Origin of the sequence: Ruoffia tabacinasalis (assembly GCF_005864045.1) — a bacterium.
GTDB lineage: Bacteria > Bacillota > Bacilli > Lactobacillales > Aerococcaceae > Ruoffia > Ruoffia tabacinasalis.
Genome location: NZ_VBSP01000006.1, coordinates 26027 through 50532 on the forward strand (window position 1 = coordinate 26027; position 24506 = coordinate 50532).

Annotated in this window: 22 protein-coding genes, 1 other RNA gene and 1 other annotated feature; of the genes, 8 read left to right on the forward strand and 15 right to left on the reverse strand. The window is 35.4% G+C overall.

Features of this window, described 5'->3' with window-relative positions:
* Nucleotides 1–13 precede the first annotated feature (13 nt).
* From FEZ33_RS03095 to FEZ33_RS03105, 3 genes are all read right to left on the reverse strand, one after another.
* Nucleotides 14–457 (reverse strand): GatB/YqeY domain-containing protein, encoded by a 444-nt coding sequence (locus tag FEZ33_RS03095; protein WP_138403936.1) that lies wholly within the window; start codon nt 455–457, stop codon nt 14–16.
* A gap of 21 nt (nt 458–478) precedes the next feature.
* Nucleotides 479–652, reverse strand: a complete 174-nt coding sequence (rpsU, locus tag FEZ33_RS03100; protein ID WP_138403937.1) for a 30S ribosomal protein S21 — start codon at nt 650–652, stop codon at nt 479–481.
* Between the two features lie 217 nt (nt 653–869).
* The gene (locus tag FEZ33_RS03105; protein WP_138403938.1) at nt 870–1325 is read right to left on the reverse strand and encodes a Fur family transcriptional regulator; all 456 of its coding nucleotides are present in this window, start codon (nt 1323–1325) and stop codon (nt 870–872) included.
* 62 nt (nt 1326–1387) lie between these two features.
* On the opposite strand from FEZ33_RS03105, the gene FEZ33_RS03110 reads away from it, so the two are divergent.
* Complete coding sequence (locus FEZ33_RS03110; RefSeq protein ID WP_138403939.1) at nt 1388–2209, forward strand: pyruvate, water dikinase regulatory protein; 822 nt, start codon at nt 1388–1390, stop codon at nt 2207–2209.
* Between the two features lie 64 nt (nt 2210–2273).
* On the opposite strand, the gene FEZ33_RS03115 is transcribed toward FEZ33_RS03110, so the two are convergent.
* The 3 genes from FEZ33_RS03115 to hisS are packed head-to-tail and all read right to left on the reverse strand — an operon-like array spanning nt 2274 to nt 6296.
* A complete protein-coding gene (locus FEZ33_RS03115) occupies nt 2274–3167 on the reverse strand; it encodes a deoxyribonuclease IV (protein ID WP_138403940.1) in 894 nt (297 codons plus the stop codon).
* Between the two features lie 31 nt (nt 3168–3198).
* Nucleotides 3199–4974, reverse strand: a complete 1776-nt coding sequence (gene aspS, locus FEZ33_RS03120; protein WP_138403941.1) for an aspartate--tRNA ligase — start codon at nt 4972–4974, stop codon at nt 3199–3201.
* Nucleotides 4974–6296: a histidine--tRNA ligase gene (gene hisS, locus FEZ33_RS03125; RefSeq protein ID WP_138403942.1), complete on the reverse strand. Its 1323-nt coding sequence runs from the start codon at nt 6294–6296 to the stop codon at nt 4974–4976. The genes aspS and hisS overlap by 1 nt, the downstream gene beginning before the upstream one ends.
* Before the next feature lie 41 nt (nt 6297–6337).
* Nucleotides 6338–6532 (reverse strand) — a binding site (T-box leader).
* A 442-nt stretch (nt 6533–6974) separates the two neighbouring features.
* On the opposite strand from hisS, the gene FEZ33_RS03130 reads away from it, so the two are divergent.
* Nucleotides 6975–8231: an N-acetylmuramoyl-L-alanine amidase family protein gene (locus tag FEZ33_RS03130; RefSeq protein WP_138403943.1), complete on the forward strand. Its 1257-nt coding sequence runs from the start codon at nt 6975–6977 to the stop codon at nt 8229–8231.
* Between the two features lie 56 nt (nt 8232–8287).
* Here the strand turns inward: FEZ33_RS03130 and dtd are convergent, their stop codons facing one another.
* The 6 genes from dtd to FEZ33_RS03160 all read right to left on the reverse strand — a co-directional run bounded on the left by dtd (nt 8288) and on the right by FEZ33_RS03160 (nt 14051).
* Nucleotides 8288–8740: a D-aminoacyl-tRNA deacylase gene (gene dtd, locus FEZ33_RS03135; protein ID WP_138403970.1), complete on the reverse strand. Its 453-nt coding sequence runs from the start codon at nt 8738–8740 to the stop codon at nt 8288–8290.
* A gap of 48 nt (nt 8741–8788) precedes the next feature.
* Nucleotides 8789–10936 (reverse strand): RelA/SpoT family protein, encoded by a 2148-nt coding sequence (locus tag FEZ33_RS03140; RefSeq protein WP_138403971.1) that lies wholly within the window; start codon nt 10934–10936, stop codon nt 8789–8791.
* Between the two features lie 201 nt (nt 10937–11137).
* On the reverse strand, nt 11138–11809 hold the full coding sequence (gene deoC / locus FEZ33_RS03145; protein WP_138403944.1) for a deoxyribose-phosphate aldolase: 672 nt from the start codon (nt 11807–11809) through the stop codon (nt 11138–11140).
* A gap of 14 nt (nt 11810–11823) precedes the next feature.
* The gene (locus FEZ33_RS03150; RefSeq protein WP_138403945.1) at nt 11824–12573 is read right to left on the reverse strand and encodes a 16S rRNA (uracil(1498)-N(3))-methyltransferase; all 750 of its coding nucleotides are present in this window, start codon (nt 12571–12573) and stop codon (nt 11824–11826) included.
* Nucleotides 12573–13535, reverse strand: a complete 963-nt coding sequence (gene prmA, locus FEZ33_RS03155; RefSeq protein WP_138403946.1) for a 50S ribosomal protein L11 methyltransferase — start codon at nt 13533–13535, stop codon at nt 12573–12575. The genes FEZ33_RS03150 and prmA overlap by 1 nt, the downstream gene beginning before the upstream one ends.
* A 12-nt stretch (nt 13536–13547) precedes the next feature.
* Nucleotides 13548–14051 (reverse strand): DUF3013 family protein, encoded by a 504-nt coding sequence (locus FEZ33_RS03160; protein WP_138403947.1) that lies wholly within the window; start codon nt 14049–14051, stop codon nt 13548–13550.
* 357 nt (nt 14052–14408) lie between these two features.
* Here FEZ33_RS03160 and gpsB point away from each other — a divergent pair, with 357 nt between their 5' ends.
* The 3 genes from gpsB to FEZ33_RS03175 all read left to right on the forward strand — a co-directional run bounded on the left by gpsB (nt 14409) and on the right by FEZ33_RS03175 (nt 16372).
* Entirely contained in the window at nt 14409–14765 is a 357-nt protein-coding gene (gene gpsB, locus FEZ33_RS03165) for a cell division regulator GpsB (RefSeq protein ID WP_138403948.1), read from the forward strand.
* Nucleotides 14766–14779: 14 nt separating this feature from the next.
* Nucleotides 14780–15149, forward strand: an RNA gene (gene rnpB, locus FEZ33_RS03170) — RNase P RNA component class B.
* Between the two features lie 92 nt (nt 15150–15241).
* A complete protein-coding gene (locus FEZ33_RS03175; protein WP_138403949.1) occupies nt 15242–16372 on the forward strand; it encodes a THUMP domain-containing class I SAM-dependent RNA methyltransferase in 1131 nt (376 codons plus the stop codon).
* A gap of 66 nt (nt 16373–16438) precedes the next feature.
* Here FEZ33_RS03175 and FEZ33_RS03180 read toward each other — a convergent pair whose 3' ends face one another.
* Nucleotides 16439–16885: a ribonuclease HI family protein gene (locus tag FEZ33_RS03180; protein ID WP_138403950.1), complete on the reverse strand. Its 447-nt coding sequence runs from the start codon at nt 16883–16885 to the stop codon at nt 16439–16441.
* A 36-nt stretch (nt 16886–16921) separates the two neighbouring features.
* Here FEZ33_RS03180 and FEZ33_RS03185 point away from each other — a divergent pair, with 36 nt between their 5' ends.
* Nucleotides 16922–17887: a hypothetical protein gene (locus FEZ33_RS03185; RefSeq protein ID WP_138403951.1), complete on the forward strand. Its 966-nt coding sequence runs from the start codon at nt 16922–16924 to the stop codon at nt 17885–17887.
* A 108-nt stretch (nt 17888–17995) separates the two neighbouring features.
* Here FEZ33_RS03185 and FEZ33_RS03190 read toward each other — a convergent pair whose 3' ends face one another.
* Entirely contained in the window at nt 17996–18394 is a 399-nt protein-coding gene (locus tag FEZ33_RS03190; protein ID WP_138403952.1) for a DUF2187 family protein, read from the reverse strand.
* An 85-nt stretch (nt 18395–18479) separates the two neighbouring features.
* Nucleotides 18480–19382 carry a diacylglycerol/lipid kinase family protein gene (locus FEZ33_RS03195; RefSeq protein ID WP_171031263.1) on the reverse strand — a complete coding sequence of 301 codons (903 nt, stop codon included), beginning with the start codon at nt 19380–19382 and terminating at the stop codon, nt 18480–18482.
* Nucleotides 19383–19577: 195 nt separating this feature from the next.
* Between FEZ33_RS03195 and trhO the strand changes: the two genes are divergently transcribed.
* Both trhO and FEZ33_RS03205 read left to right on the forward strand, forming a co-directional pair.
* Nucleotides 19578–20552, forward strand: a complete 975-nt coding sequence (gene trhO, locus FEZ33_RS03200; RefSeq protein ID WP_138403954.1) for an oxygen-dependent tRNA uridine(34) hydroxylase TrhO — start codon at nt 19578–19580, stop codon at nt 20550–20552.
* Between the two features lie 31 nt (nt 20553–20583).
* Nucleotides 20584–24291: a transglycosylase domain-containing protein gene (locus FEZ33_RS03205; RefSeq protein WP_235888756.1), complete on the forward strand. Its 3708-nt coding sequence runs from the start codon at nt 20584–20586 to the stop codon at nt 24289–24291.
* Nucleotides 24292–24506 lie beyond the last annotated feature (215 nt).

Below are 24506 nucleotides of genomic sequence, written 5' to 3' on the forward strand. Positions count from 1 at the left end.
GTGTTTAAAAAGATTAACCTAATAGATTCTTTGTAACTTCTTTTACAAGGTTACCATCAGCTTTTCCTTTTAGGTTGGCCATAGCTTTCCCCATAACTTTACCAAAGTCAGATTTAGAAGTAGCATTCAGTTCGTCCATTACTTTTCGAACTTCAACTTCAATTTCTTCTTCTGATAATTGTTTAGGTAAGTAACGTTCGACTACTACAATTTCATCGGTTACTTCATCTACTAAATCTTGTCGTCCAGCTTTTTCAAATTCAGCTAAAGAATCTTTACGCTGTTTTAATTCGCGAGCAATTATCGTAATTTCTTGCTCCTCATTTAAAGGTTCAGAATGCTCTAATTGCTCCATTTGTAATGCCGACTTCAACATACGTAATACTTTTAAAGTCTCTTTATCTCTAGCCTTCATCGCTTGCTTGACGTCTTGATTAATTCGTTCAGTTAGTGACATTTCGCCTCACCTATCTGTTATTTAGAATTTTCTTTTACGAGCTGCTTCCGATTTTTTCTTACGTTTAACACTTGGTTTTTCGTAAAATTCACGTTTACGTGCTTCTCTTAAAGTACCTGTTTTTGAAACATCTCGCTTAAAGCGACGAAGAGCGTCTTCTAATGATTCGTTATCACGAACTACTGTCTTAGACATTATGAATCCCCTCCTCCCAAGCTTTTCTGACCTTACTATTTTTTATGCAAAATAATAAAGTTCTTGTAATATTATAATCAAACAACCTTGTCTTTGCAAGGTCTTAATGAAAGTTTTTTCATAGAAAGTGTATATTTATTTTCAAAAATTCGATTAAATATAGGATTTTTATCCTATTTATCGAAAAGTTTATTAGATAAAATTTTTAATTTAAGTTTTATACTTTACACTTTGAACATAAACCAAATATTTCAAATCGATGTGTGTCAATTTGAACATCATTTAAAGCATCCGTCATTTTGGTTAAATCCATCGGGCATGTTTCTAAAGGTATTGCCATCCCACAATTTGTACAAATGAAATGATGGTGATGGTGATTGTGGTCTAAACAATTCATACGAAAATGTTGTTCTTGGTTATATTCTGTTGCTTCCAGAATACCAGCTTCGACAAAGTCATATACATTACGATACGTAGTGTTGTAACTCATTGTGGGATAATTTTCTGTTAGTTTCTCATGAACTGTTTGCGCACTTAAGTAACGATCATTACATGCAAACAGCGTTAATATTTCTTGTCTTTTTTTAGTGTTTTTAAAGCCGAATTCTTTTAATTTTAAGATTGCTTCATTAATTTTATTTTCTTCTTTTTTTGTTATAACTTCATAAGTCATTACTTGACGTCTCCTTATATAAATATGCTATGATGTAAGAACTTATAGGGGGTCATTTTAACATGAATAATAATAAAGTACTACATTATTATATTTTATCAGATTCAATTGGAGAAACTGCTCAAAAGGTGGCAAAAGCCTCTTTCGCACAGTTTCCTAATGTCACTACAGTATCACATAAATATACATTTATTTCAAACCATGAAACACTTCAATCTATTCTTGAAGATGCAAATGAACATGATGGTTTAGTGTTTATGACAATTGCCGATGCAGAACTTGCTAAATTTGCTGAAAAATATTGCATTAAGACTGGTTTAATTTGTTATAACTTAATTCAACCTTTCACTTTAGAAATTGCTCGTCGATTAGAAACTGAACCATCTGCTATCAGTGGTGCCCAATATGAATTATCAGAAGATTATTTCGATCGCATTCGTGCCATGGAATTCTGTCTAGCTTACGATGATGGTAAAGATCCTAAAGGTTTACGCGAAGCTGAGATTGTTATTCTAGGTATTTCTCGAACTGGTAAAACACCATTAAGTATGTATCTAGGTACTTTAGGCTATAAGGTCGCAAACTTACCTTTAATTCCTGAAAAGGAAGTCACACCGATTCTATACGAAATCGATCCAAAGAAAGTCATTGGTTTAACGAATAGTTCTGCTGTAATAAATAAACATCGAGAATCGCGTATGAAGGAATACGGCATAGGTACGGGTTCAAAATATGCTTCTAAAACACGTGTCAATGAAGAGTTGGAATACGCTCATAAAATTTATGAAGAGTTAGGTTGTCCGATTATTAATGTTTCTGATCGTAGTATTGAAGAATCAGCGAGTATCGTCATGGAAGTCATGAATTTACCACAAAGAATCTAATAACAAAATAAACACTAACACATATTCGGCTCTCTAAGAGCTTAATATGCGTTAGTGTTTTTATTTATCTTAAAATATCTGTGATTAAATTCGGATTATAAGTGTTTGCTTTAAACATAGCAATCTCCTCTTTATAAGGAGCTACTTTAACCTTTTCTTTCTCAGGAATTGGCACCCAAGGTGTTTCAAGAATCTTAGGGATATGGCTCAGTTGTGGATGATGAACAATTGCATTCAGCGTATCAAAGCCAATAGATCCTTCACCAATATTAGCGTGTCTATCTTTATAACTCTTAAATGGATTTTTAGAATCATTGATATGTAAGACTTTTAATCGATCTAAGCCAATGACTTTATCAAATTCGTTCAATACACCATCTAAATCATTAACAAGATCATAACCCGCATCATAAACGTGACACGTATCTAAGGTAATTGATAACTTCTCGTTGAAAGTAACCCCATCAATAATGGCAGCTAATTCCTCAAAGTTTCTACCAATTTCCGTCCCCTTACCTGCCATCGTCTCTAAAGCAATCTGTGGTGATTGTTCTGCAGTTAAAACGCCATTTAGACCGTTGATAATTTGCTTAATCCCAACTTCAGCACCCGCGCCCACATGCGCACCTGGATGCATCGTAATTTGAGTGGCACCAATAGCTTCTACGCGTTCAATTTCTTCTCGTAAAAATTGCATCGCAAAGTCATGGTAACCTTCCTTCGTTGTGTTAGCAAGATTAACAATGTAAGGAGCATGAACTGTGAAAAATTCAATACCGTTCTCTTTCATAAACGTCTTTGCTTCTTCAATTCTAAACTCAGAGACTTCTTTTCGACGCGTGTTTTGGGGCGCGCCAGTGTAAATCATAAAGATATTACTTCCGTAAGATGCTGCTTCTTGAGCAGCACCTAGAAGCATCTCTTTTCCCTTCATTGAAACGTGTGATCCGATATACATGATATCTCTCCTTGTATGCTTTACCTTAAAATTACTTTTTGCTTTCTTTAACTGAAATATTTAATTCACGTAATTGATCATTACTTACTCTACTTGGAGCTTGTGACATTAAGTCTAAACCGCGTCCAGTTTTAGGGAAGGCAATCACTTCACGAATGTTTGGCTCTTGAGCTAGAATCATAACTAAACGGTCTAATCCTAAAGCAATTCCGCCGTGTGGTGGGAAGCCGTATTCTAACGCGTCTAATAAGAAACCAAATTGACTATATGCTTCTTCTTTAGTGAAGCCTAATAGGTCAAACATTTGTTCTTGCATTTCACGAGTATGGATACGAATACTTCCTCCACCAATTTCATAACCATTTAAAACAATATCATACGCATTTGCTAATGCGTCTTGAGGTTTATTAGATAATTCAGAAATATCTGAGTTTTGTGGTGATGTGAATGGGTGGTGCATTGCAACGTAACGTTTGTTGTCTTCATCATACTCAAGTAATGGCCAATCTACTACCCAAAGGAAAGCTAATTCAGATAGGTCATATAATTCGTGCTTAGATCCTAAGTGAAGTCTAAGTGCGCCTAATGAGTCTGCTACGACTTTTGTAGAGTCAGCCATAAAGAAGATGATATCTCCTACTTTAGCGTCTAACGCATTGGTTAAGTAGTTGTAGTCTTCTTCTGATGAGAAGAATTTTGCAATTGGACCGTTAAAGCCATCTTCTGAAACTTTTGTCCATGCTAGACCTTTCGCTCCATATGGTTTAACTACGTTATATATTTCGTCTGCAGTTTTACGCGTATAATCGTCTGCATGACCTTTTAAGTTGATTGCTTTTACTTGACCACCGTTATCAACTGCACCTTTGAACACTCCAAAGTCAGTTGTTTTAGCGAAGTCTGAAAGATCCACTAATTTCATTTCGAAACGAATGTCAGGTTTATCTGAACCGTATTGATCCATCGCTTCTTGATAAGTCATTACTGGGAAATCTTCAGTGATTTCAATGCCTCTAGCTGCTTTCGCTACTGCTTTTAACATATCTTCAGTAAATTCTTGAATTTCTGCTTGAGTTAAGAAACTTGTTTCAATATCAACTTGTGTAAATTCTGGTTGACGGTCTCCACGTAAATCTTCATCACGGAAACAACGTACGATTTGGTAATAACGGTCCATTCCCGCACCCATTAATAATTGTTTGAATAATTGTGGTGATTGCGGTAATGCAAAGAAATGACCTGCGTTATTTCGTGTTGGAACTAAATAGTCACGTGCCCCTTCAGGTGTTGACTTAGTTAAGTAAGGTGTTTCAACATCGATAAAGTCCAAATTATTTAAGAATTGACGAATTGTTTGAGTCACTTGGTGACGTAAACGAATGTTGTTGAACATCTTCGGACGACGTAAATCGATGAAACGATTACGTAAACGTACTTCTTCATCAGTTTCAATGCTATCTTCAACATAAATTGGTGGTGTTTTACTTTTAGCAAGAACTGTTAATTCAGTGGCTAATAATTCAAATTCACCTGTTGGAATTTTAGGGTTTACTTGCTCATCTGCACGACGTTTTAAAGTCCCTGTGACTTCAACAACGTATTCACTTCTTAAGTGATCTGCTTCATCCATTTGTTCTGGAATATATTGAGCGTTGAAGACTACTTGACAGAAGCCTTCTCTATCACGTAAGTCAATAAAGATAACGCCACCTAAGTCACGGCGCTTTTGTACCCACCCTTTTAATGTTACCTCTTTATCTACAAATGATTCATTAATTAAACCTGCATAAGTCGTTCTCTTTTTCATTAGTATTTACCTCCAAAATATTTGTCAATGGCTGATGTATCAACAGTTAATTTGCGATACTCGCCCATAAAGTCTGTCATTAAATCATCAAAAGCAACTTCGGTTTGTTTCCCAGTTCCTTGATGTTTTACTTGGACTTTTCCTGTTTCAATCTCTTGTTCTCCAATCGTAATCACAAGCGTTGTATTTAATTTATCAGCTGTCTTAAATTGTGATTTCATGCTTCGATTTAAGTAGTCACGATCAGCAACTAAACCATCTTTTCTAGCTGCTTGAACAACTTGTAATGCCATCATATTTGCCTCTTCACCTAAGCTCATCACAAAGATATCTAGGCCTTCAGATTCAGGAATGTCAACGTCTTGATTCTCTAATAGAAGCATTAATCTTTCTAAACCAATACCGAAACCAAAACCAGGTGTCTTTGGTCCGCCTAATTGTTCGACTAAGCCATCATAGCGTCCACCACCACATACAGTGGACTGTGCCCCAATAGAATCGTCAGTAGCCAGGATTTCAAAGATTGTATCTTGATAATAATCTAGGCCACGAACAATAGTTGGTGTCACAGTGAATGGAATATTCAGCGCATTTAGTAATGCTTGAACTTCATCAAAGTGTTTCTGACTTTCTTCGCCTAGAAAATCTAGAATAACTGGCGCAGACTCAGCTAAAGCTTTGTCTCTCTTATCTTTTGAATCGATAATACGCATTGGGTTATCAGCCAGACGTCTTTGCGAATCTTCACTTAATTGATCTTTAAGGGGTGTAAAGTATTCGATTAAAGCATTACGATAATTCTCACGTTCTTCAGGTTTTCCTAAAGAGTTAATGTGTAGTGATAAATTCGATAAACCTAATTCATCAAATAAATCCATCGCTAATGCAATACCTTCCACATCAGTCGCAGGATTTGTACTACCAAACACTTCGATTCCTAATTGATGGAATTGACGCTGTCTTCCAGCTTGTGGTCTTTCATAACGGAACATAGGCTCCATATAATAAACTTTTAACGGCTGTGGATGTTCAGGTCCATGCAATTTATGCTCGATATAAGCACGGGCAATTGGCGCCGTTCCTTCTGGACGTAAAGCCAGGTGACGGTCCCCTTTATCCATAAAATCATACATTTCTTTAGAAACTATATCTGTCGTATTCCCTACAGATCGTTTAAATAAATCAATCGATTCGAATAAAGGTGTTCTAATTTCTTTAAAGTTATATGAATCTAATACTGCACGAGCAGTATCTTCAACATAATGCCATTTATCAATATTAACTGGCAGAATATCTTCTGTTCCTTTTGGTTTTTTTAACATAATTTACCTCCATAAATATAAAAAAGCCCTACAGCAAGTTGCTATAGGACGTCTTCAACGCGGTACCACCTAAATTTGTAACAATATATATTATTACCTTAGAACTGTAACGTAGTTAGCGGAACAACTTTGCATTGTTCATCTCCATAGTGTCTTCAATGGCTCATCTTCTACTTTCAGCGGAATGAGAAGTCTCTGTTATTGAGGCATTTACTTGGCTACTTCAACGATTTTATTAAAATACCCCTTTATTATAGAGTCTAATTAAAATTTAATCAACTAATTTCTTAAAGGATTCAAATTAAATCGTTTCCAAGCAATGTTTCTTCTACTATGATAAAATATATGAGGTAATCAGCAAATGATTTAAGCCAAACTAATGACATATTAATCGGCTTGTCTACTCTTTCTATTGAAAATCCAAGTTGTCTTAACGGATTTATAACAAACATATTACTATTGAGTGACAAAGGTTAATCGTATTTGAATTTATGTTACACAATTTATATAATAAAATTAATATCTTTAAAATTTTTGTAGGAGTGGGGGGATTTTATCAATACCTTCAATATATTCTTAAAGCGACTTTATACTAAAAAGTATTTTCCACCTTTTATTACATTCGTTTTAATTTTACTGAGTTCAATAGCTATCTTAAGCTTAACAACGAGTGAATTAATGACGATAGAAAAAGAGTCTGTCGTTTTAAGAAGTCAACCAGCAACAAATAGCCAAGCCATTGATTCCATCGATATAAACGCAAATGTAAATGTTATATCCGAGCGAAATGGTTGGTTACGAGTGCGTTATAAAGGAACATCTGAAGGTTGGATTCCAAAGTGGTTACTTGAAAGTGATAATTTGGTAACTGATCAAAATCTTGCCGCTCATTTACTTGTTGCATCACCGATATATTCTGAGCAAACTACTGACTCACAGCAGTTAGCTGACATTGATGCGGGCACTTATTTAATTGTTAATTTCGAAAGTAATGGCTGGGTGCAAGTTGTCTATGAGAACCAATATGGCTATATTCCAACGAGTTCTGTAGAGTTAATCCATCAAGATGCGATTCCTGAATCAGTACCTGACCCTGAATCAACAGAAGAATCTTTGCCAGATGAAATGACGCAAGAAGAATTAGAAGAAGCTGAAAGATTAGTAATCGTACGACAAGAAAACCAAGCCTTCTTATCAGCACCGGATTTATATTCGGACATCATCTATACACCATCTATCAATCAACGCTTTGAACTCATTGATATTACTACTGGTACAGATGAAACTGAGTTCTATTTGGTTGAAGATGAAACTGGTATTAGAGGATACATTGAATCTCGTATCGCTGCCCTTGGAAGCTACTCGTTAAATCATGTCGGCACAACCAATCCTGGTTCCTTAGCCGACGCAACCATAATGATTGACGCAGGTCATGGTGGCGAAGATTCTGGAGCGATTAGCTTAGATAATATTACATATGAAAAAGATGTTACTTTACGGACAGCAGAAATCTTACAGGAGAAATTGGAAGCTGCTGGTGCGACTGTTCTTCAAACTCGTTCAACTGATGAATTCGTTGACTTAGATGAGCGAACAATCCTAAGTAACGAAGCCAATGTCGATGCATTCTTATCACTTCACTATGATTCGTCACCTGTGCCTGATTGGCACGGGACCACGACTTATTATTTCCATGAAGATGACTTTGATTTAGCTGACAGTATTAATCAACAACTGGCTCAGTTTGAATTACCAAACAATAATGTTGTCTTTGGTAATTATCATGTATTGCGAGAAAATAATCGACCAAGTGTTCTATTAGAGCTCGGATATATGAGTAATAGTACTGATATTGATTATATACGTTCTCAAGAATATCATGATCGTATTACTGACTTAATTGTCGCTGGTTTAGAAAATTACTATAATCAGTAAAATAAATATAAAAATGACGCTATCACATTCAACGTGATAGCGTCATTTTTATTGATTTATAAACTTCTATTCTTTGAATCTAAGAGAATTGTTACCGGACCATCGTTTATAATCGATACTTTCATATCAGCACCAAACTTTCCGACTTCAACTTTGTAGCCGTACTCTCGCAAGGCTTGGTTAAAACCTTCATACAATGCGTTTGCCATATCAGGCTTCGCTGCATTGGTAAAACTTGGCCGGTTCCCTTTTTTTGTATTGCCATATAAGGTAAATTGGCTAATCGATAGAATATCTCCACCAACATCTGATAAAGAAAGGTTAACTTTACTGTCCCCATCTTCAAAAAGTCGCATATTGGCTACTTTTCTAGCTAAGTAAACAACATCTTCTTGAGTATCCTCATGCGTCACGCCAACTAATAATACGTAGCCTCGGTCTATTTGTCCGATAATTTCGCCGTCGACTTTAACATGACTCTCTAAACTTCTTTGAATTAAAACTCGCATCATAACAACCTTTCTTTTGAACTTTCAATAACCATTGAATAAAGAATATTATCCCGTCACACGTTTTACTTCATAAACATCTGGTATATTTTTCAATTTATTAATTAAATCATCTAACTGCATCGTATTCGAAACAGCCACTTTAAGTGATACTGTAGCGGTACTATTTTTATCTCGTTTCCCGTTAACACTTAGTAAACTTTTCACTGTATGGCTGACAACATGCAGAACATCATTAATTAGGCCTGCTCGATCAAAACCAATAATGAATAATTCTGTGATATATTCTTCGGTTGGTTGGAATTCTTGATCCCATTTAACATCAATTAATCGATCGTTTAATTCCGTTTCTGCTAACAAATTAGGGCAATCTTTACGGTGAACTGAAATCCCTCGTCCACGTGTAATATAACCAATAATTTCATCACCAGGAACTGGATTACAACATTTACTTAAGCGAATCATTAAATTATCGGCACCTTCAACCACAACACCACTTTCATGGACCGTTCTTTGGCGTTGACGATTTGAAGCCTCTTTTGAAATAGTTGTGTCATTATCAAGCACTTCTTCTTCAGCTTTTTCTTGTTTTAAATCTAAGAAGTTAATTATCGTTGACACACTTACCTCACCTAATCCAATAGAAGCAAATAAATCCGTTAAAGTATTGTAGTTAAAGCGCTCTAATAAACTGGCTTCGACTTTTTTATTATTTAATACTTTTAGTGAGTGGCCTGTTTCTTTCAGTTCTTTTTCTAAGATACTTTCGCCAAGTTCACTATTCGCTTCAAGGTCTTGGAGTTTAAAGAAGCGTTTGATTCGGTTACGGGCTTTACTCGTATTAGTAAACTTCAACCAATCACGACTGGGTCCGTTCGAATTTGAATTAGTCAATATGTTAACAATGTCACCATTCTTCAGTTTATAATCTAAGGCGACAATTCGTCCGTTAACTTTAGCACCAATTGTTTTGTTCCCTATTTCGGAGTGAATGTGATAAGCAAAGTCAATCGGACCAGAGCCTGTTGGAAGTTCCATCACTTCTCCGTTTGGTGTAAATACATAGACTTGATCTTTAAATAAATCTTCTTTAACAAAATCCATAAATTCACTGGCATCTTTAGCATCATCTTGTAATTCAACTAAATCACGGAACCATGTCATCTGTTTATTGATACTATCTTCTTCATCAACCTTACTTGTCTTACCTTCTTTATAAGCCCAATGAGCTGCCACCCCATATTCAGCAACCATATGCATTTGTTTAGTTCTAATCTGAATTTCAACGGGTTTGCCACTCGCTCCTATAACGGTCGTATGAATCGATTGATACATATTCGCTTTTGGCATGGCAATATAATCTTTAAATCTGCCAGGCATTGGCTTCCACTGCGTATGCACAGCTCCCAATACAGCGTAACAATCTTTAATTGAATCAACAATGACTCGAATAGCTAATAAGTCATAAATATCATCAAATTCTTTTCTTTGGTCCACCATCTTACGATAAATAGAATAAATATGTTTCGGTCTTCCTGAAATATCTGCTTCAATCCCTAACTCTTCAACCGCAACTTTAATCTCATCAATTGTTTCTTGAATAAAGTTCTCGCGTTCCGTACGCTTCGTGTCCATCTGATTCACAATTGAATAGTAGTATTCTGAATTAACATAACGCAATGCAATGTCTTCAAGTTCCCACTTAATGGAGCTAATCCCTAAGCGATCAGCTAACGGTGCATAAATATCAATCGCTTCTTGTGATTTCTCAATCTGCTTTTCTTTACGCTGAAATTTCATCGTTCGCATATTATGTAATCTATCGGCTAATTTTACGATAATTACTCGTAAATCTTTACTCATTGCGAGTAACATTTTTCGATGGTTTTCGGCCAAAGCCTCTTGTTTACTTTGGAATTTCAATTTACCTAGTTTAGTAACTCCGTCAACTAAAAATGCAACGACTTCACTAAATTCATTCCGGATATCATCCAATGTTCGATCCGTATCTTCAACGACATCATGTAAAAAACCTGTAGCGATTGTTGAAGGATCTAATTGTAACTCTGCCAAAATACCTGCTACTTGAATGGGGTGAATAATATAAGGTTCACCGGATAAGCGAAATTGGTCTTTATGAGCTTCCGTTGCATAATCAAGCGCACGCTGAATAAACTCCAAACTACTGTCATTCATGTACTTTGCACATAAATCAATTACCTCTTGTGTTGAAAAATCTTGTCCTTGCAAATTTATTCACCTCACTTCTTAAAATATAAGCGCAATTATAACCTAATTATACTCATTTAACAATATTGTGTTTTTTTCTTTGTATTTCATTATAACAAAAGACTGTGCCTTTGTTTAGCACAGCCTTTATTTGTGTTTTAAATTAGCTTAATAGTTATCATTAGATGTCGATAGTGTTCCTGATACAATTGCGATTCCTTTTGAAGCTCCAATACGCGTTGCTCCAGCTTCAATCATAGCGATGGCTTCATCATAATTACTTACGCCACCACTTGCTTTAACACCTAAATCTGGACCTATGGCTTCACGCATTAATTTAACATCAGCTAGCGTCGCTCCTCCAGTAGAGAATCCAGTTGAAGTCTTAACAAAGTCTGCTCCAGATTCTTTAACGACTTCTGATGCTTTACGTTTCTCGTCATCTGTCAATAAAGACGTTTCAATAATTACTTTGGTTGTAATTGACTCATCAACCGCTCCAACAACTGCTTTGATTTCTTCTAGAACATAAGCCCAGTCTCCATCTTTAGCACGAGAAATATTGATGACCATATCAATCTCATCTGCGCCATCTTTGACAGCTTGTTGTGCTTCAAAAACTTTTACTTCCGTCGCATTTGCGCCTAAAGGGAAACCAATAACCGTACAAACTAAGCTATCTGAGTCTTTTAATAATTCTTTGGATTTTGCAACAAATGCTGGGTTAATACAAACTGATTTAAAATTATATTCTGCTGCTTCTTGGCATAATTTTTCAATTTGTTCCTCAGTTGCATCTGCTTTTAATAATGTGTGGTCAATATATTTTTCTAATTCCATTCTATCTCCTCTTTCTATACTTCTAAATGATAACTCATTGCGCTTAAAGCGTATATAGGTGCCGTTTCGGCTCTTAAAATCCGTGGACCTAAACTACATTCAATATACCCTACTTCTTTCAATTTGGCTACTTCTAACTCTGTTAAACCGCCCTCTGAACCAAAGACGATGATTAAATTATCCCCTGCTTGAACTTCTTTCAAGGTTTCTTTAAGTTGGCCGTGTTGTCCTTTCTTAGCAGTCTCTTCATAAGCAATTAATTTATGCTTATAATTATCGGCTTCTTTTTGCAAAGTATCAATGGTTGATAAATGACTTATCTCTGGGATCACATTACGGTGGCATTGTTCTGCTGCTTCTTTACTAATGCGTTCCAGTCGTTCGATTCGGTTACTAATTTTATTACCTTTCCACTTTACAACATCTCTGTCCAATGCCAAAGGGATAAATTCATTCATCCCGCATTCGGTTGCCTTTTGAACAATTAAATCAATCTTGTCATTCTTTGATAAACCACAAGCAATAGTTACTTGAATGGGTAATTCAGTTTGTTGGTCTTCTAAAGCATTTATAATTCGTAAGTTTGCTACGTTATCTTCAATTGTCTCTATCTTTGCTTTATAAGCGATATTTGTTGAATCTACGATTATAACTTCGTCATCAATCTTTCCTCGCATCACTCGAACAATGTGATGATTATCAACTTTTTCTAGTTGAATCTGTTGATTAACTTCTAGGGTTTGTTTTGAAAAATACCGTTGCATTAGTCCATATCTCCCTTAACAACAATATAATTTACCCATTCTCTCATCTGAGTTTTTTGATAAATTTCAAAGTTGTGAGTTTCAATTGCTTCTTCTATAAACGACGCTTTCTCATTTAAAATACCGCCTAAAATCAGATACCCATTGTCATTCAATAACTTATGAGCATCAGAGAATAAATTTACTAGAATATGCGGTAAAATATTCGCAACAATGACATCCGCTGTTTGGTCAATTCCTTTTAGTAAATCATTTTCAATAAAGCGAATTTTTTGCGCGTCGATTAGATGACTAATCATTTCATGATTCTTTTGAGCATTTAAGTTATTGATGGCAGCATTGACTGCTTGAGGATCATAATCCATCCCTAACACTTCTTTAGCTCCAAAAACAGAAGCAATAAAACTTAAGATTCCTGTCCCAGTTCCAACATCAAGAACGGTTTCTCCACCTTGCATAACCATTTCAAGTGCCTGAGCACTTAAGCGAGTTGTCGGGTGATTCCCAGTTCCAAAAGCAACGCCTGGATCCATAAAAATGACTTGTTCAAACGGTGCAGCTTCATAGTTATCTTGCCATTCAGGTACAATAGATAAAAAGCGAGAAATTCGTTCAGGTTTATAATATTGCATCCAATTATCATGCCAATTTTCAGTTTCTAAATCAGCCACTTCAACCTTAAAATCAACCTTTCCGACAGTTTTTAATTGTTCTTCAAGTTTTTCTAAATCAATCTCAGATTCATAATAGCCAATCACCTCGACGGGATGATTTAAGTAATCTTCAGGTAGTTCTTCTGGAATTTCACCAAACAAATTCGGATGATTTTCTAAATACCCTTGTGCATATTTAATTTCATTACCTACTGCACCCGCTTCATTTAAATAGTAATTAACTAAATCTATATCCACTGTTTGCAAGGAATCTAACGTTACTTTTATTTCTTTCCATACTTTATCCATATTCATCACTCCTTAATTAATATCTTCGTGATTTGGAAAATAAATGGGCGTTTCACTATAGCGATTGCTTTCAATTAAACGGTTTTGGATCGCTTCAAAGTCACTCCATTTCCATTTCAATGAAAATTCTTCCACATCCGTTTCTGAAAGAAAATCAAGCCACTTGACATCAACAGAAGACGTTAGATTTTTTAAGTATTTAACAATTGCTAAACATTTTCCGTAATCAATTCCACGCTCACTATTCACTGGTATTGACACAATATAATCCTTATCACTGAAGCGTTTATAACCATCCTTGTAAATCATAATTTTTACATTATATACGAGTTCAGTTTGATGGCTGATGTTGTCATAATTATCTATAAAAGAAAGATTATTCGGATTTTCTAAATTCATTTGGAATATTAACTCAATCTCATTCTCTCGCTCTTGCCATTCAATAGCCCATTCACAATGAAAATAAGACTCCTCAATAAGTTGTTCAAACACATTTAATATATTTGCTCTATTCATTCATACACCACCTATTTAGTCATTACATATTATGACTGATTTTCTAAGATAATTCAATTTAATTAACAACCACCAAGCTTATAATATGACATTAAAATTATTTGTTTTTTCTCGCTATGTAGATATATTTTGTGAAAATATCATTTTACCCTTGTTATTCAAGACTTAACACATTATAATGGATTAACAATTTGTCTAATTTCATGGCATAATAAATGAAATTTAGTCTTTAAAATTAAACAAAATCGCTACTTTAGAGTTTTGCTTTGATATTTATTCAAAGTCATAGTAAACTTATAATGTGATTAATCTAAAGTGCCATTCTAATAAAAATATATAATATACGAGGTGAATATAATGGCAGAAAAAAACTTAACAGCAAAAGATATTTTGCAAAAAGAGTTTAATAAATCTGTTCGTGGATACAATACTGCTGAAGTTGATGAATATTTAGATAGTATCATCAGAGATTATGATTCTTTCCAAAAAGACGTAGTTTATTTAAAAAATGAAAACGAACGTCTCATCAGTAAAGTTGATGAATTAACTAAACAACTTGCTTTAGCTAAGAAAAGTACACCAAACTCTCCAGGGAGTGGCGTGACAAACTTTGATATCTTAAAACGCTTATCTAATTTAGAGAAGCATGTTTTCGGTTCGAAAATTGACAACACTGACAATACGATCGATTACTCTAAAGCAACAAAATATTAATAAATGACTGAGTAAATTTCGGATAATCGCGGTTATTGAATTAACTGAGGAAAGTCCATGCTCGCACAAGCTGAGATGCTTGTAGTGTTCGTGCTTAACGAAAAAATAAGTTAAGGTACCCTATTAGGTTAACGGCGAAAGAACTATCTAAGGCTTCGGCTATGATTTAGTAATTTGTAAAGTGCCACAGAGACGACGCTTATAGGAAACTATAAGATTGGAACGCGGTAAACCCCTCGAGCGAGCAACCCAAACATTGGTAGGGGCATTTCTTCGAGTAGTAAATGAACAAAAGAAGAGAACGATATTTTTATCGTAGATAGATGATTATCCATTATCCCTAGTTCCTATGCTAGAGATAATGACAGGACATGGCTTATAGAAATTTACTTACTCATAGGATTATTTAATTGACTCTGGAATCAGAGTCTTTTTTTATGTAAACTTAAAGCGTAATAAATATTGGAGTGAAAATTATGAAAACTTATTCGTTATTAGCAACGGCAGCGGCTGGAATTGAAGCCCTTGTTGCTCGAGAATTAAAATCATTCGGTTACGAAACTCAAACTGAAAATGGACTGGTTCGTTTTGACGGAACTGCAAAAGATATTGCTTACGCTAACCTTTGGTTACGTACTGCAGATCGCGTAAAGATAATCTTTGGAGAATTTGATACAAAAACTTTTGACGATTTATTCAATCAAACGTATGACTTACCTTGGGAAGATATTCTTCCGATGGATGCAGAATTTCCAGTAAGTGGAAAATCAATCAAATCAACATTACACAGTGTTCCTAATGTGCAACGTATTGTAAAAAAAGCCATTAGTAAGCGACTGATGGACTTCTATCACCGCCGTACTGACTTACCAGAAACTGGTGCCCTTTACCCGATTGAAGTAGCCATTAGAAAAGATCACGTCATGTTAACTTTAGATACAAGTGGGTCAAGTTTATTTAAACGTGGATACCGTGAACATAAGGGTACGGCTCCAATGAAGGAAAATATGGCAGCGGCGTTAGTTATGTTAACAACTTGGCATGATGATCGTCCTTTATATGATCCAACTTGTGGTTCAGGAACGATTCTTATTGAAGCGGCTTTAATGGGTCATAATATTGCCCCAGGTTTAAAACGTGAATTTGCTTGTGAAAAGTGGAATTTATTGAATGAACATACAGATATCTGGGATAAAACGCGTCAAGAAGCTAAAGAAGCAGCGGATTACGATAAGGACTTACAAATCTATGGTACGGATGTTGATGGACGGATGATTGAAATTGCTAAAGACAATGCACGTGAAGCAGGAGTCGGTGACTCCATCGAATTCAAGCAAATGCAATTATCTGATTACCGCCCTACAACTGATTATGGAATCTTAATTTCTAACCCTCCATATGGGGACCGTATGTTATCAGAAGAAGATGTCCAAAACATTTATCGCCAAATGGGTGAATTATATGAAACGATGCCTACTTGGAGTAAATACATTATCACAAGTGATGATAAATTCGAAGAGTTTTATGGTAAGAAAGCTACTAAAAAACGCAAATTATATAATGGCCCATTGAAGGTAACTTATTACCAGTACTGGGGGACGAAATAACTCATACCCTTGTAGATACTCAAAAAAGCTTGTTGACTGGCGTCTTGCCAAATCAACAAGCTTTTTTTATAATTGCTCTAATTCTAATTCGGAATATTTTATATCTTTTGCTATCTTTCCTTCTTTTCTCAATGCTTGCCTAGCTAAGGAATCTGCGCCACGATTTTGAGCTTCAGGAATCCAATTAGCGAAAAATGTAGGCGAATCATTCAATGTTTTTAATATATAATCGAGTAACTTTTTATATTCTTTATTCTTAGCAAATTTTTTGTCTATGGATTGGATGACAATTTTACTATCTGACTGATACATGATAATCTGATTGATATCAAGATGTGTTTTAACAAAGTTTAAAGCACCGATTAATGCTAAAAACTCAGCCACATGGTTATCTACGACTTCAGATATATGTATTTTAATTAATTCTTGTTGTTTACCATGATTGATTTGGATTCCGATGCCGGACTCTTGAATTTTAGGATTAAAAGCAGCATCTGTACTTATTTTTATCATTTTTGACCTCTTATTCTTTTATGAAAGGAACTGACTATGACTGATATCACACCAATGCCTAATAATGCTGAAAATTATTATAGAAAAGCAAGCAACGCTCTAGAAAACAACCAATTCAATAAAGCGATTCAATACTTAGAAAATAGTTATAATCTTGAATCTAACCCACTCGTTTTTACTGAATTAGTTAAATTATATATTGCTTTTAACAAGCAAGAACAGCTAACTAGATTATGGGAACAAGACCAATTTACATTGGATTTTATCTCACAATCCTCAGAGCTAACAAGTTTGTATGCCCAATCCCTACCGATTATGAGCCCAACGAGCGAAAGTTTAAATAAATTATATCAATTGAGAGATTCAATTCAAAGTTCAACTGCGACGACTGAATTAAATAAAGCCATTACAACCATTTCGGATTTATTAAATGTAAAGCAAGAAATAAATGCTTTAACAACTAAAGAAAGAATTGAGGCATATGCGAAACAGTTACTAGAGAAGTCCCATTTTGAAGTCTTATCTAAATTAAAACTCGTTTATCAAACTGATTTAGACAAGAATTTACCACTTTTGAAAGTACTTCTAAATGATGACAATCTTTTGAATTTTATTAAAAATGACATCTTACATTATATAATTATTAATGGTGAGTTTTTAGATATTGACTATACGTGGCTAAATGTAGAGAAGCATATCCAAACGAAACAGTTAAAGCCTTATACTAGTACGGACTTTTATCAAACAGGTATACGGATCATCGAAGATTATTTCTCACAAACTGATCCTCACTTTGCTAAACAAATTCTAGAATTGTTCAATTTGCATGCGATGGTTTTTTATCCTTTTTATGATGAGGCTATTTCAGATCCACAAAAATGGTTAAACTATACATTATTACAATTCGGCTTAGAAAATGAGATGATTGATATTCTTACAAAACAGGAAAAGGAGTATTACCAACTTGCTCAAGACGAATTAGCACAATTATTCCACGCGTAAATAAAGAGGCCCTCCACAATAAATGGAAGGCCTCTTTACTTATACTCTATCTAAATCTTAAAGAAATAAATTAAAGACATGCCTGACGATATTCAAGGCCTGCCTTTATTAATTTGTTGTCTTTACTTCTTCATATTCGAACATAATATCTTCGTCTTCTACTTGCTCTGGAAGCGATACAAACGATTCAATATCTTTGAAGTTTACAATTGTACGGTCTTCGCAAATATCACGCATCGTAATATCAGATTTACTCCAATATATCTCAACAACGGCACTATTAGTTAATAGTTTGATAATTATTCCGGTCATCTTACTATCTCTGAATTTAAACTCGATCTGATTACCAACTTCAGGACGAATTTTATCCTTTACACTTTCAATCTTGATAAGTCCTTTATCGTAATCAACGTCTAAAATCGCTGCAATACGGGATTTACTCGTACCTCTTCTTAGTTCACGCTCAATAATCTTACGTTCACTTGCTGTTACGTTTTCTGCACTCACGTTAATTCCCTCTTTCCTCGTTGACCTTAACGCTCACTAATACAATTATAACGTATTTTCAAATATATTGCTCACAATATGCTTTTTAGGTTTCACCAGTAATTAAAACGTCAATCGCTTGACCCAAAATTTCAATCTCTAATGGCAATTCTGGTCCATTATCCCCGTCGACGTTAGTAGTAATCGATTCATTATTGATTGACTCAATTTTAAATTTATGGTCGGATAATCTGAAGATATTATCTGCATCTAAATTAGATAACCCAACCTCGAGTCCTGCTCGAATCGTACTTATTGGCGTATGTCCTTTTATTGCGGATAAGTAACCTTTACCGTCATTGTAATTGGCTCCTGGAACCATAAATTCAACGCCACCAATGCTGTTTGTTAGACCAACAAATAATAAATTTGTTTTAATATCTGTGGCCGTACCATCTGAAGCTGTCACTCGAACTTCATAACCTTTATCGGTAAAGAATGCTTTCATACCGTCCCTTACATAAGCAAGAGCGCCGAAGCGATTCTTATCATCTGAAGCTGTCGTCATTACTTCTTCTGCAATCGGTCCTAATGCAATTACATTAATAAATATACGATCATTTACTTTTCCAACATCTAATTTATCGATCGAAACAGTTTGAAAATCTTCAATCGCTTTTTTTGCGTTCATTTTATATCCCAATGCACGGCCTAAATCATTAACCGTCCCCATTGGAACAAAGCCAAATACCGGCTTATCTTGAGCTTCAATAATTCCATTTACCGTTTCTGACACTGTACCATCGCCACCTAAGCAAATGACTGTGTCAAATCCATCTTTTGTTGCATTTTTACTCCATTTTGTTGCATCGAATTCTTCTTCAGTAATTTTTATCTCAACTTTAGATTGATGATAATCTTCAAGAACATTCTTTAATTTTTGAGCATACTTTTCTCCATACCCTTTTCCTGCAACTGGGTTTGTTATTAACAATACGTTTTTCAGCATAAAATTCACCATCTTTGTGATATATTTATTATTATCTAAATAATATTATACCAATTTAGATAATAATTCACATCTATAATATGATTTTTCTATTACATTTATATGAATTTTAGCTAAAACCTGTTACCATTCTTGATTTAATAGTATAATATATATTCAGAAAACTGTAGTATGCAACTACAAGGAGGAAAAATAATGAAGAAAGAATTTAAGGTGTTATTATACTATAAATACGAGACTATTGATGATCCTGAGCAGTTTAGAGAAGAGCATCTAGCCTTTTGTAAAAAAACTGGCCTAAAAGGACGTATTTTAGTTGGAACTGAAGGTATTAATGGAACTGTTTCTGGTACAATCGAACAAACAGAGAAATATAAAGAATTTTTACATTCTCTTCCAGGATTTGAGGACGTATGGTTCAAAGAAGATCCTGCTGATGACTATGCTCATAGTAAAATGTTTGTGCGTGTACGTGAAGAAATCGTTTCGTTAAACTTAGAGGATGACATCGATCCACTAACAACAACAGGTAAACATTTAAAACCAAAAGAATTCCGTGAAGCGCTAGAAGACGAAGATACCATTGTATTAGATACACGTAATGATTATGAATATGACTTAGGTCACTTTAAAGGTGCGCTTCGCCCTGAAATTCGTAACTTCCGTGAATTACCTGAATGGGTAATAAACAATAAAGAGAAATTCATGGACAAAAAAGTCGTTGTTTATTGTACAGGAGGCGTACGTTGTGAGAAGTTCTCTGGTTGGATGCTTCGCGAAGGTATCACAACAGAAGTTGGCCAATTAGAAGGTGGAATTGATACATACAGTAAAGACCCAGAAACTCAAGGGGATTTATGGGAAGGTCAAATGTACGTCTTTGATGAGCGTATCTCAGTACCAATTAACCGCGTATCACCGACTATTGTTGGTAAAGATTACTATGACGGAACGCCTTGTGAAAGTTATGTAAACTGTGCAAACCCAGATTGTAATAAACAAATATTAAGTTCAGAAGAAAATGAAGCAAAATATGTCCGTGGATGTTCACCAGAATGCCGTCGTCATCCGCGCAATCGTTTTGTAAGCGAGCATCATCTTACAACTTCTGAATGGCAAAATCGCTTAGAAGCCATTGGGGAATCTTTAGAGAATACCGAAACGGCTTAATAATAAATTTTAACAGGAAGATGGTGAATCAATGACTGATAAACATTCAAAAAATAATTCTAATGATAGTAAGTTTTTTGATATTTCATTTGACGAGCCTATTGAAGATAGCCACTCAAATCGTAAAGTTCCGTCTGAAGATACTAATGAATCAAATAACCATCCCTCTTCTAATAAGTGGGATAACTTTTATGATGATTTTCAAGAGGAACAACAAGAACGCTATTCTGATATTCGGAAGGAAAGCTCTTCTAACTCGGACTTTAATAAAGAAAATACATCACCCGATAATAAATTCGATCCGAATAAATCAAGTTTAATGATAAACCGGTCAATTAAACGGGTTCAAAAGTTATTTAGCGAAACAAATGAAGCGCCCTCTTCTACTTATTCAGATATTAAATCAGCGAAAAGCCGAGATTTAAATGAACGAGCCAAAAGAGCCTCTCTTAACACAAGCAACATTCCGTTAAGAGATGATGCAATCAAACGAAATATTGTAAGAGAACGCAGAGAATCAGAACTCAATGATCAGCTTTATTCTGATAAAAGTGCCTATAAGCCAGTCTTTTCATTATCTGATACAGAAGATAATAAAGAGGAGCCGTTGAATAATAACTCAACACACAATGCGGCTTCTGATCTCCCAAGTCCTGATCGATTATTAGCTGAACGAGAACGACGTCGTAAAGAAAGAATCACACAACTTGAAAGTATGAGTTCGGACAAAGAAATTGAAGATTCGTATCAAACAACTAAGTCACCGTCAGCTTCAACAAACGACAATCATGACGATTCTAAGGATACTGATAACAAACCAATTGTTCCAGTAATGCCTACACCTCAAGTGATTGATCCTACTCCACTTGAGGGTGAAGCGAATGTGCCTGACTCTGAGTCTCAAATCCAAACAAATGACATTGACGATGATGAAAAGCAAGCTATAACAGATGATGAAGTGCAATCTGAAAGTAAGCCGGATGCACACTGGGCTGATTCAATGGATTCAATTCATGTGTTCAATCCTGAGGGTGAAACTGCATCAGCCGCTCCTCTAGGACAAAGCATTGAAAATCCCGCAGGAGCTGCGACATTAGCTGGCGGAGTTGTTGCAAGTACGGACTCTGAGGTTGAAACTGGTGAAGAAGCAGTTGATCCTAAAAGAGAAAAACGTCAAAGTAAAAAAGATAAATATTCACTAAAAAACTTTTCATTAAAAGACAAAACATTTTTTGGAATAAACGTAACTTTTAATGTTATCAAACGATTAATTATGTCTTTAATTATTATTATCGTCTTAGCGGGAGCACTTGTTGGTGGTACTGGTATCGGATTCTTTGCGAATCTTGTAGCAAATACGCCCCCTCCTACTGAACGTGAGATGGCAGAACAGATTAATCGTCTAGAACAACAAAGTACATTGTACTATGCTGACGGAAACCCAATTGCCAATGTCCGAACAGATATTGTTCGTTCTGTTGCGAATCTGAACGATATTTCTAATTATATTGTCGACGGTTTTATTGCAACTGAGGATGAATATTTTTCAGAACATCCGGGAATTGTTCCAAAAGCATTGCTTCGTGCTGTTCTCCAAACTTTCTTAACGGGTTCGGGTACAGGTGGTTCAACGCTAACACAGCAATTAGTTAAGCAACAAATGCTAACAAATGATGTGACTTTCTTTAGAAAAGCGAATGAAATTCTTTTAGCTTTAAGATTAGAAAACTATTTTTCTAAAGAAGAAATATTAACAGCCTACTTAAACGTATCTCCTTTCGGTAGAAATAATAACGGAGATAATGTGGCTGGTATTGTTAAAGCAGCTGAGGGTATTTTTGGAGTAGCACCAGAGGATGTTTCTTTAAATCAAGCCGCATTCTTAGTCGGTCTTCCTCAAGACCCGTATACTTATACTCCTTACGATCAAAATGGTGAAATCCGTGACGAGGCTTCCCTTCAATTTGGTATCGAACGAATGAATGAAGTTTTATATCGTATGTATCGTGCTGAAAAAATTACTAAAGACGAATATGAAACAGCTATTGCTTATGATATTACTCAAGACTTCTTGCCAGCCGAGCCGCGTGAAGAAATTCGTCAATCATACTTATATCAAGCGGTTATGAATGGTGCCATTGAGGAACTTATGTTATTAAACATTCAAGACGATGGATACTCATGGAAGCAAGTCTATAGTGATGACGAATGGTACAATGAATATTACTTTGCGGCTGAAGAACAGTTACGTACTGGGGGTTACCGCGTATATTCTACAATCGATAAAGAAATTTATGACCAACTCCAAGAGTCAGCTAGAGCCTATGAGGATCAGCTTGGTGCGGTTTATGATGGTGTCTACACTGACCCTGAGACTGGTGTGGAAACATACTATGTGGAAGAAGTTCAAACTGGTTTAGTTGCAATTGATAACAATACAGGTGCGGTCCTTGGATTCGTAGCGGGAACTGATTTTGAGAATAACCAAATTGACCACGCATTTCAAATGCGTCGCTCACCAGGTTCAACCATTAAACCGATGGCCGTTTATGGACCTGCAGTGGAGAACAATATCATTAACCCTTCTACAGTTATTCCGGATACAGCTTTTGTAGAAACTTATGAAGATGGTTCAACTTGGGCACCAACGAACTATGGTAGTGTTGTGAGTGATACATTAATGACCGCTCGAACTGCCCTATTAAGATCAGATAATATACCTGCGGTTCGTATTTATGACGAATTACGTTCTCAAGGTATTCCTGTGATTGATTATCTAGAGCGTATGGGCTTCAATACTATTGACTCATATACCGAAGAAGATACAAATAACTTAGCTTTCTCACTAGGTGGTGTGACTACTGGTCCTACTGTTCTAGAAGAAACACGTGCTTTCTCAACGTTTGCTAACGGTGGAGAATATGTGGATGGTCACTATATTGAACGTATCGAGGATGCTTTTGGTAATGTTGTATTCAACCAAAACGAAGCTCCGACACGTGTATTCTCGGAAGATACAAACTATATCATGGTTGACATGTTACGAGACACTATGACCGAAGGTACAGGTCGTACTGCGAATGAATACATGAATGTCCCAGGAGATTGGATTGCAAAATCAGGTATTAGTGAAAACTCTAAAGATATATGGTTTATTGCTTCTACCCCATCGATTACAATTGGTTCTTGGATTGGTTATGATTCAAGATATGCTGATTATACGATTGATGTGAATGATGGTTTTGACCGTGAAAGTGTTCGTAGTCAGATCTATTGGTCTCGTATTGTGAATGATTTATATGAACTTCGCCCAGAAATTTTCGGTACGGAAGAAACTTTCGTCCAACCTGATTCTGTCCGAGAACAAACTGTTCTAGAACAAACGGGTACACTTCCAGGTAGATTTACTTACAATGGCAATACTTATCAGTTAACTGGACCAACGAAGACAGAGCTATTCAAGGTTTCTAACCCTGCACCTGAGTTAACTTTTGACTTTATGTTAGGAGCTACTGAAGAAGATCTTGCTCGATTCTGGAATAATGTTCGTTCAACTCAAGAACAACAAAGAAGACAGCAACAGCAGCAGCAACAATCATCCCAAGAAAGTGATGAAAGTAACGAGGGCGACGAAAGTAATCAGGATGAATCTAATGAAGATGAAACAATAGAGAATCCAGATGAAAATAATGACTCAAGTGATGAGGAACAACCGGCAGAATCGACACCGGAAGGTTAAAAAACAGAAAAAGGCACTGAGCGCTACTTTATTAGTAGTTTTCTCAGTGTCTTTTTATTATTATATTTGAAATATATTTTATTCCGTTTTAACGCAATTACGCCCTATTTAAGAGATGCTTTTAATTATTTAACCATATATCTATTATGAAGACAAAAAGGCTGTCATAGTCAATTTTATTTGATTCACCTTATATAATATACAAGCAAATGAAT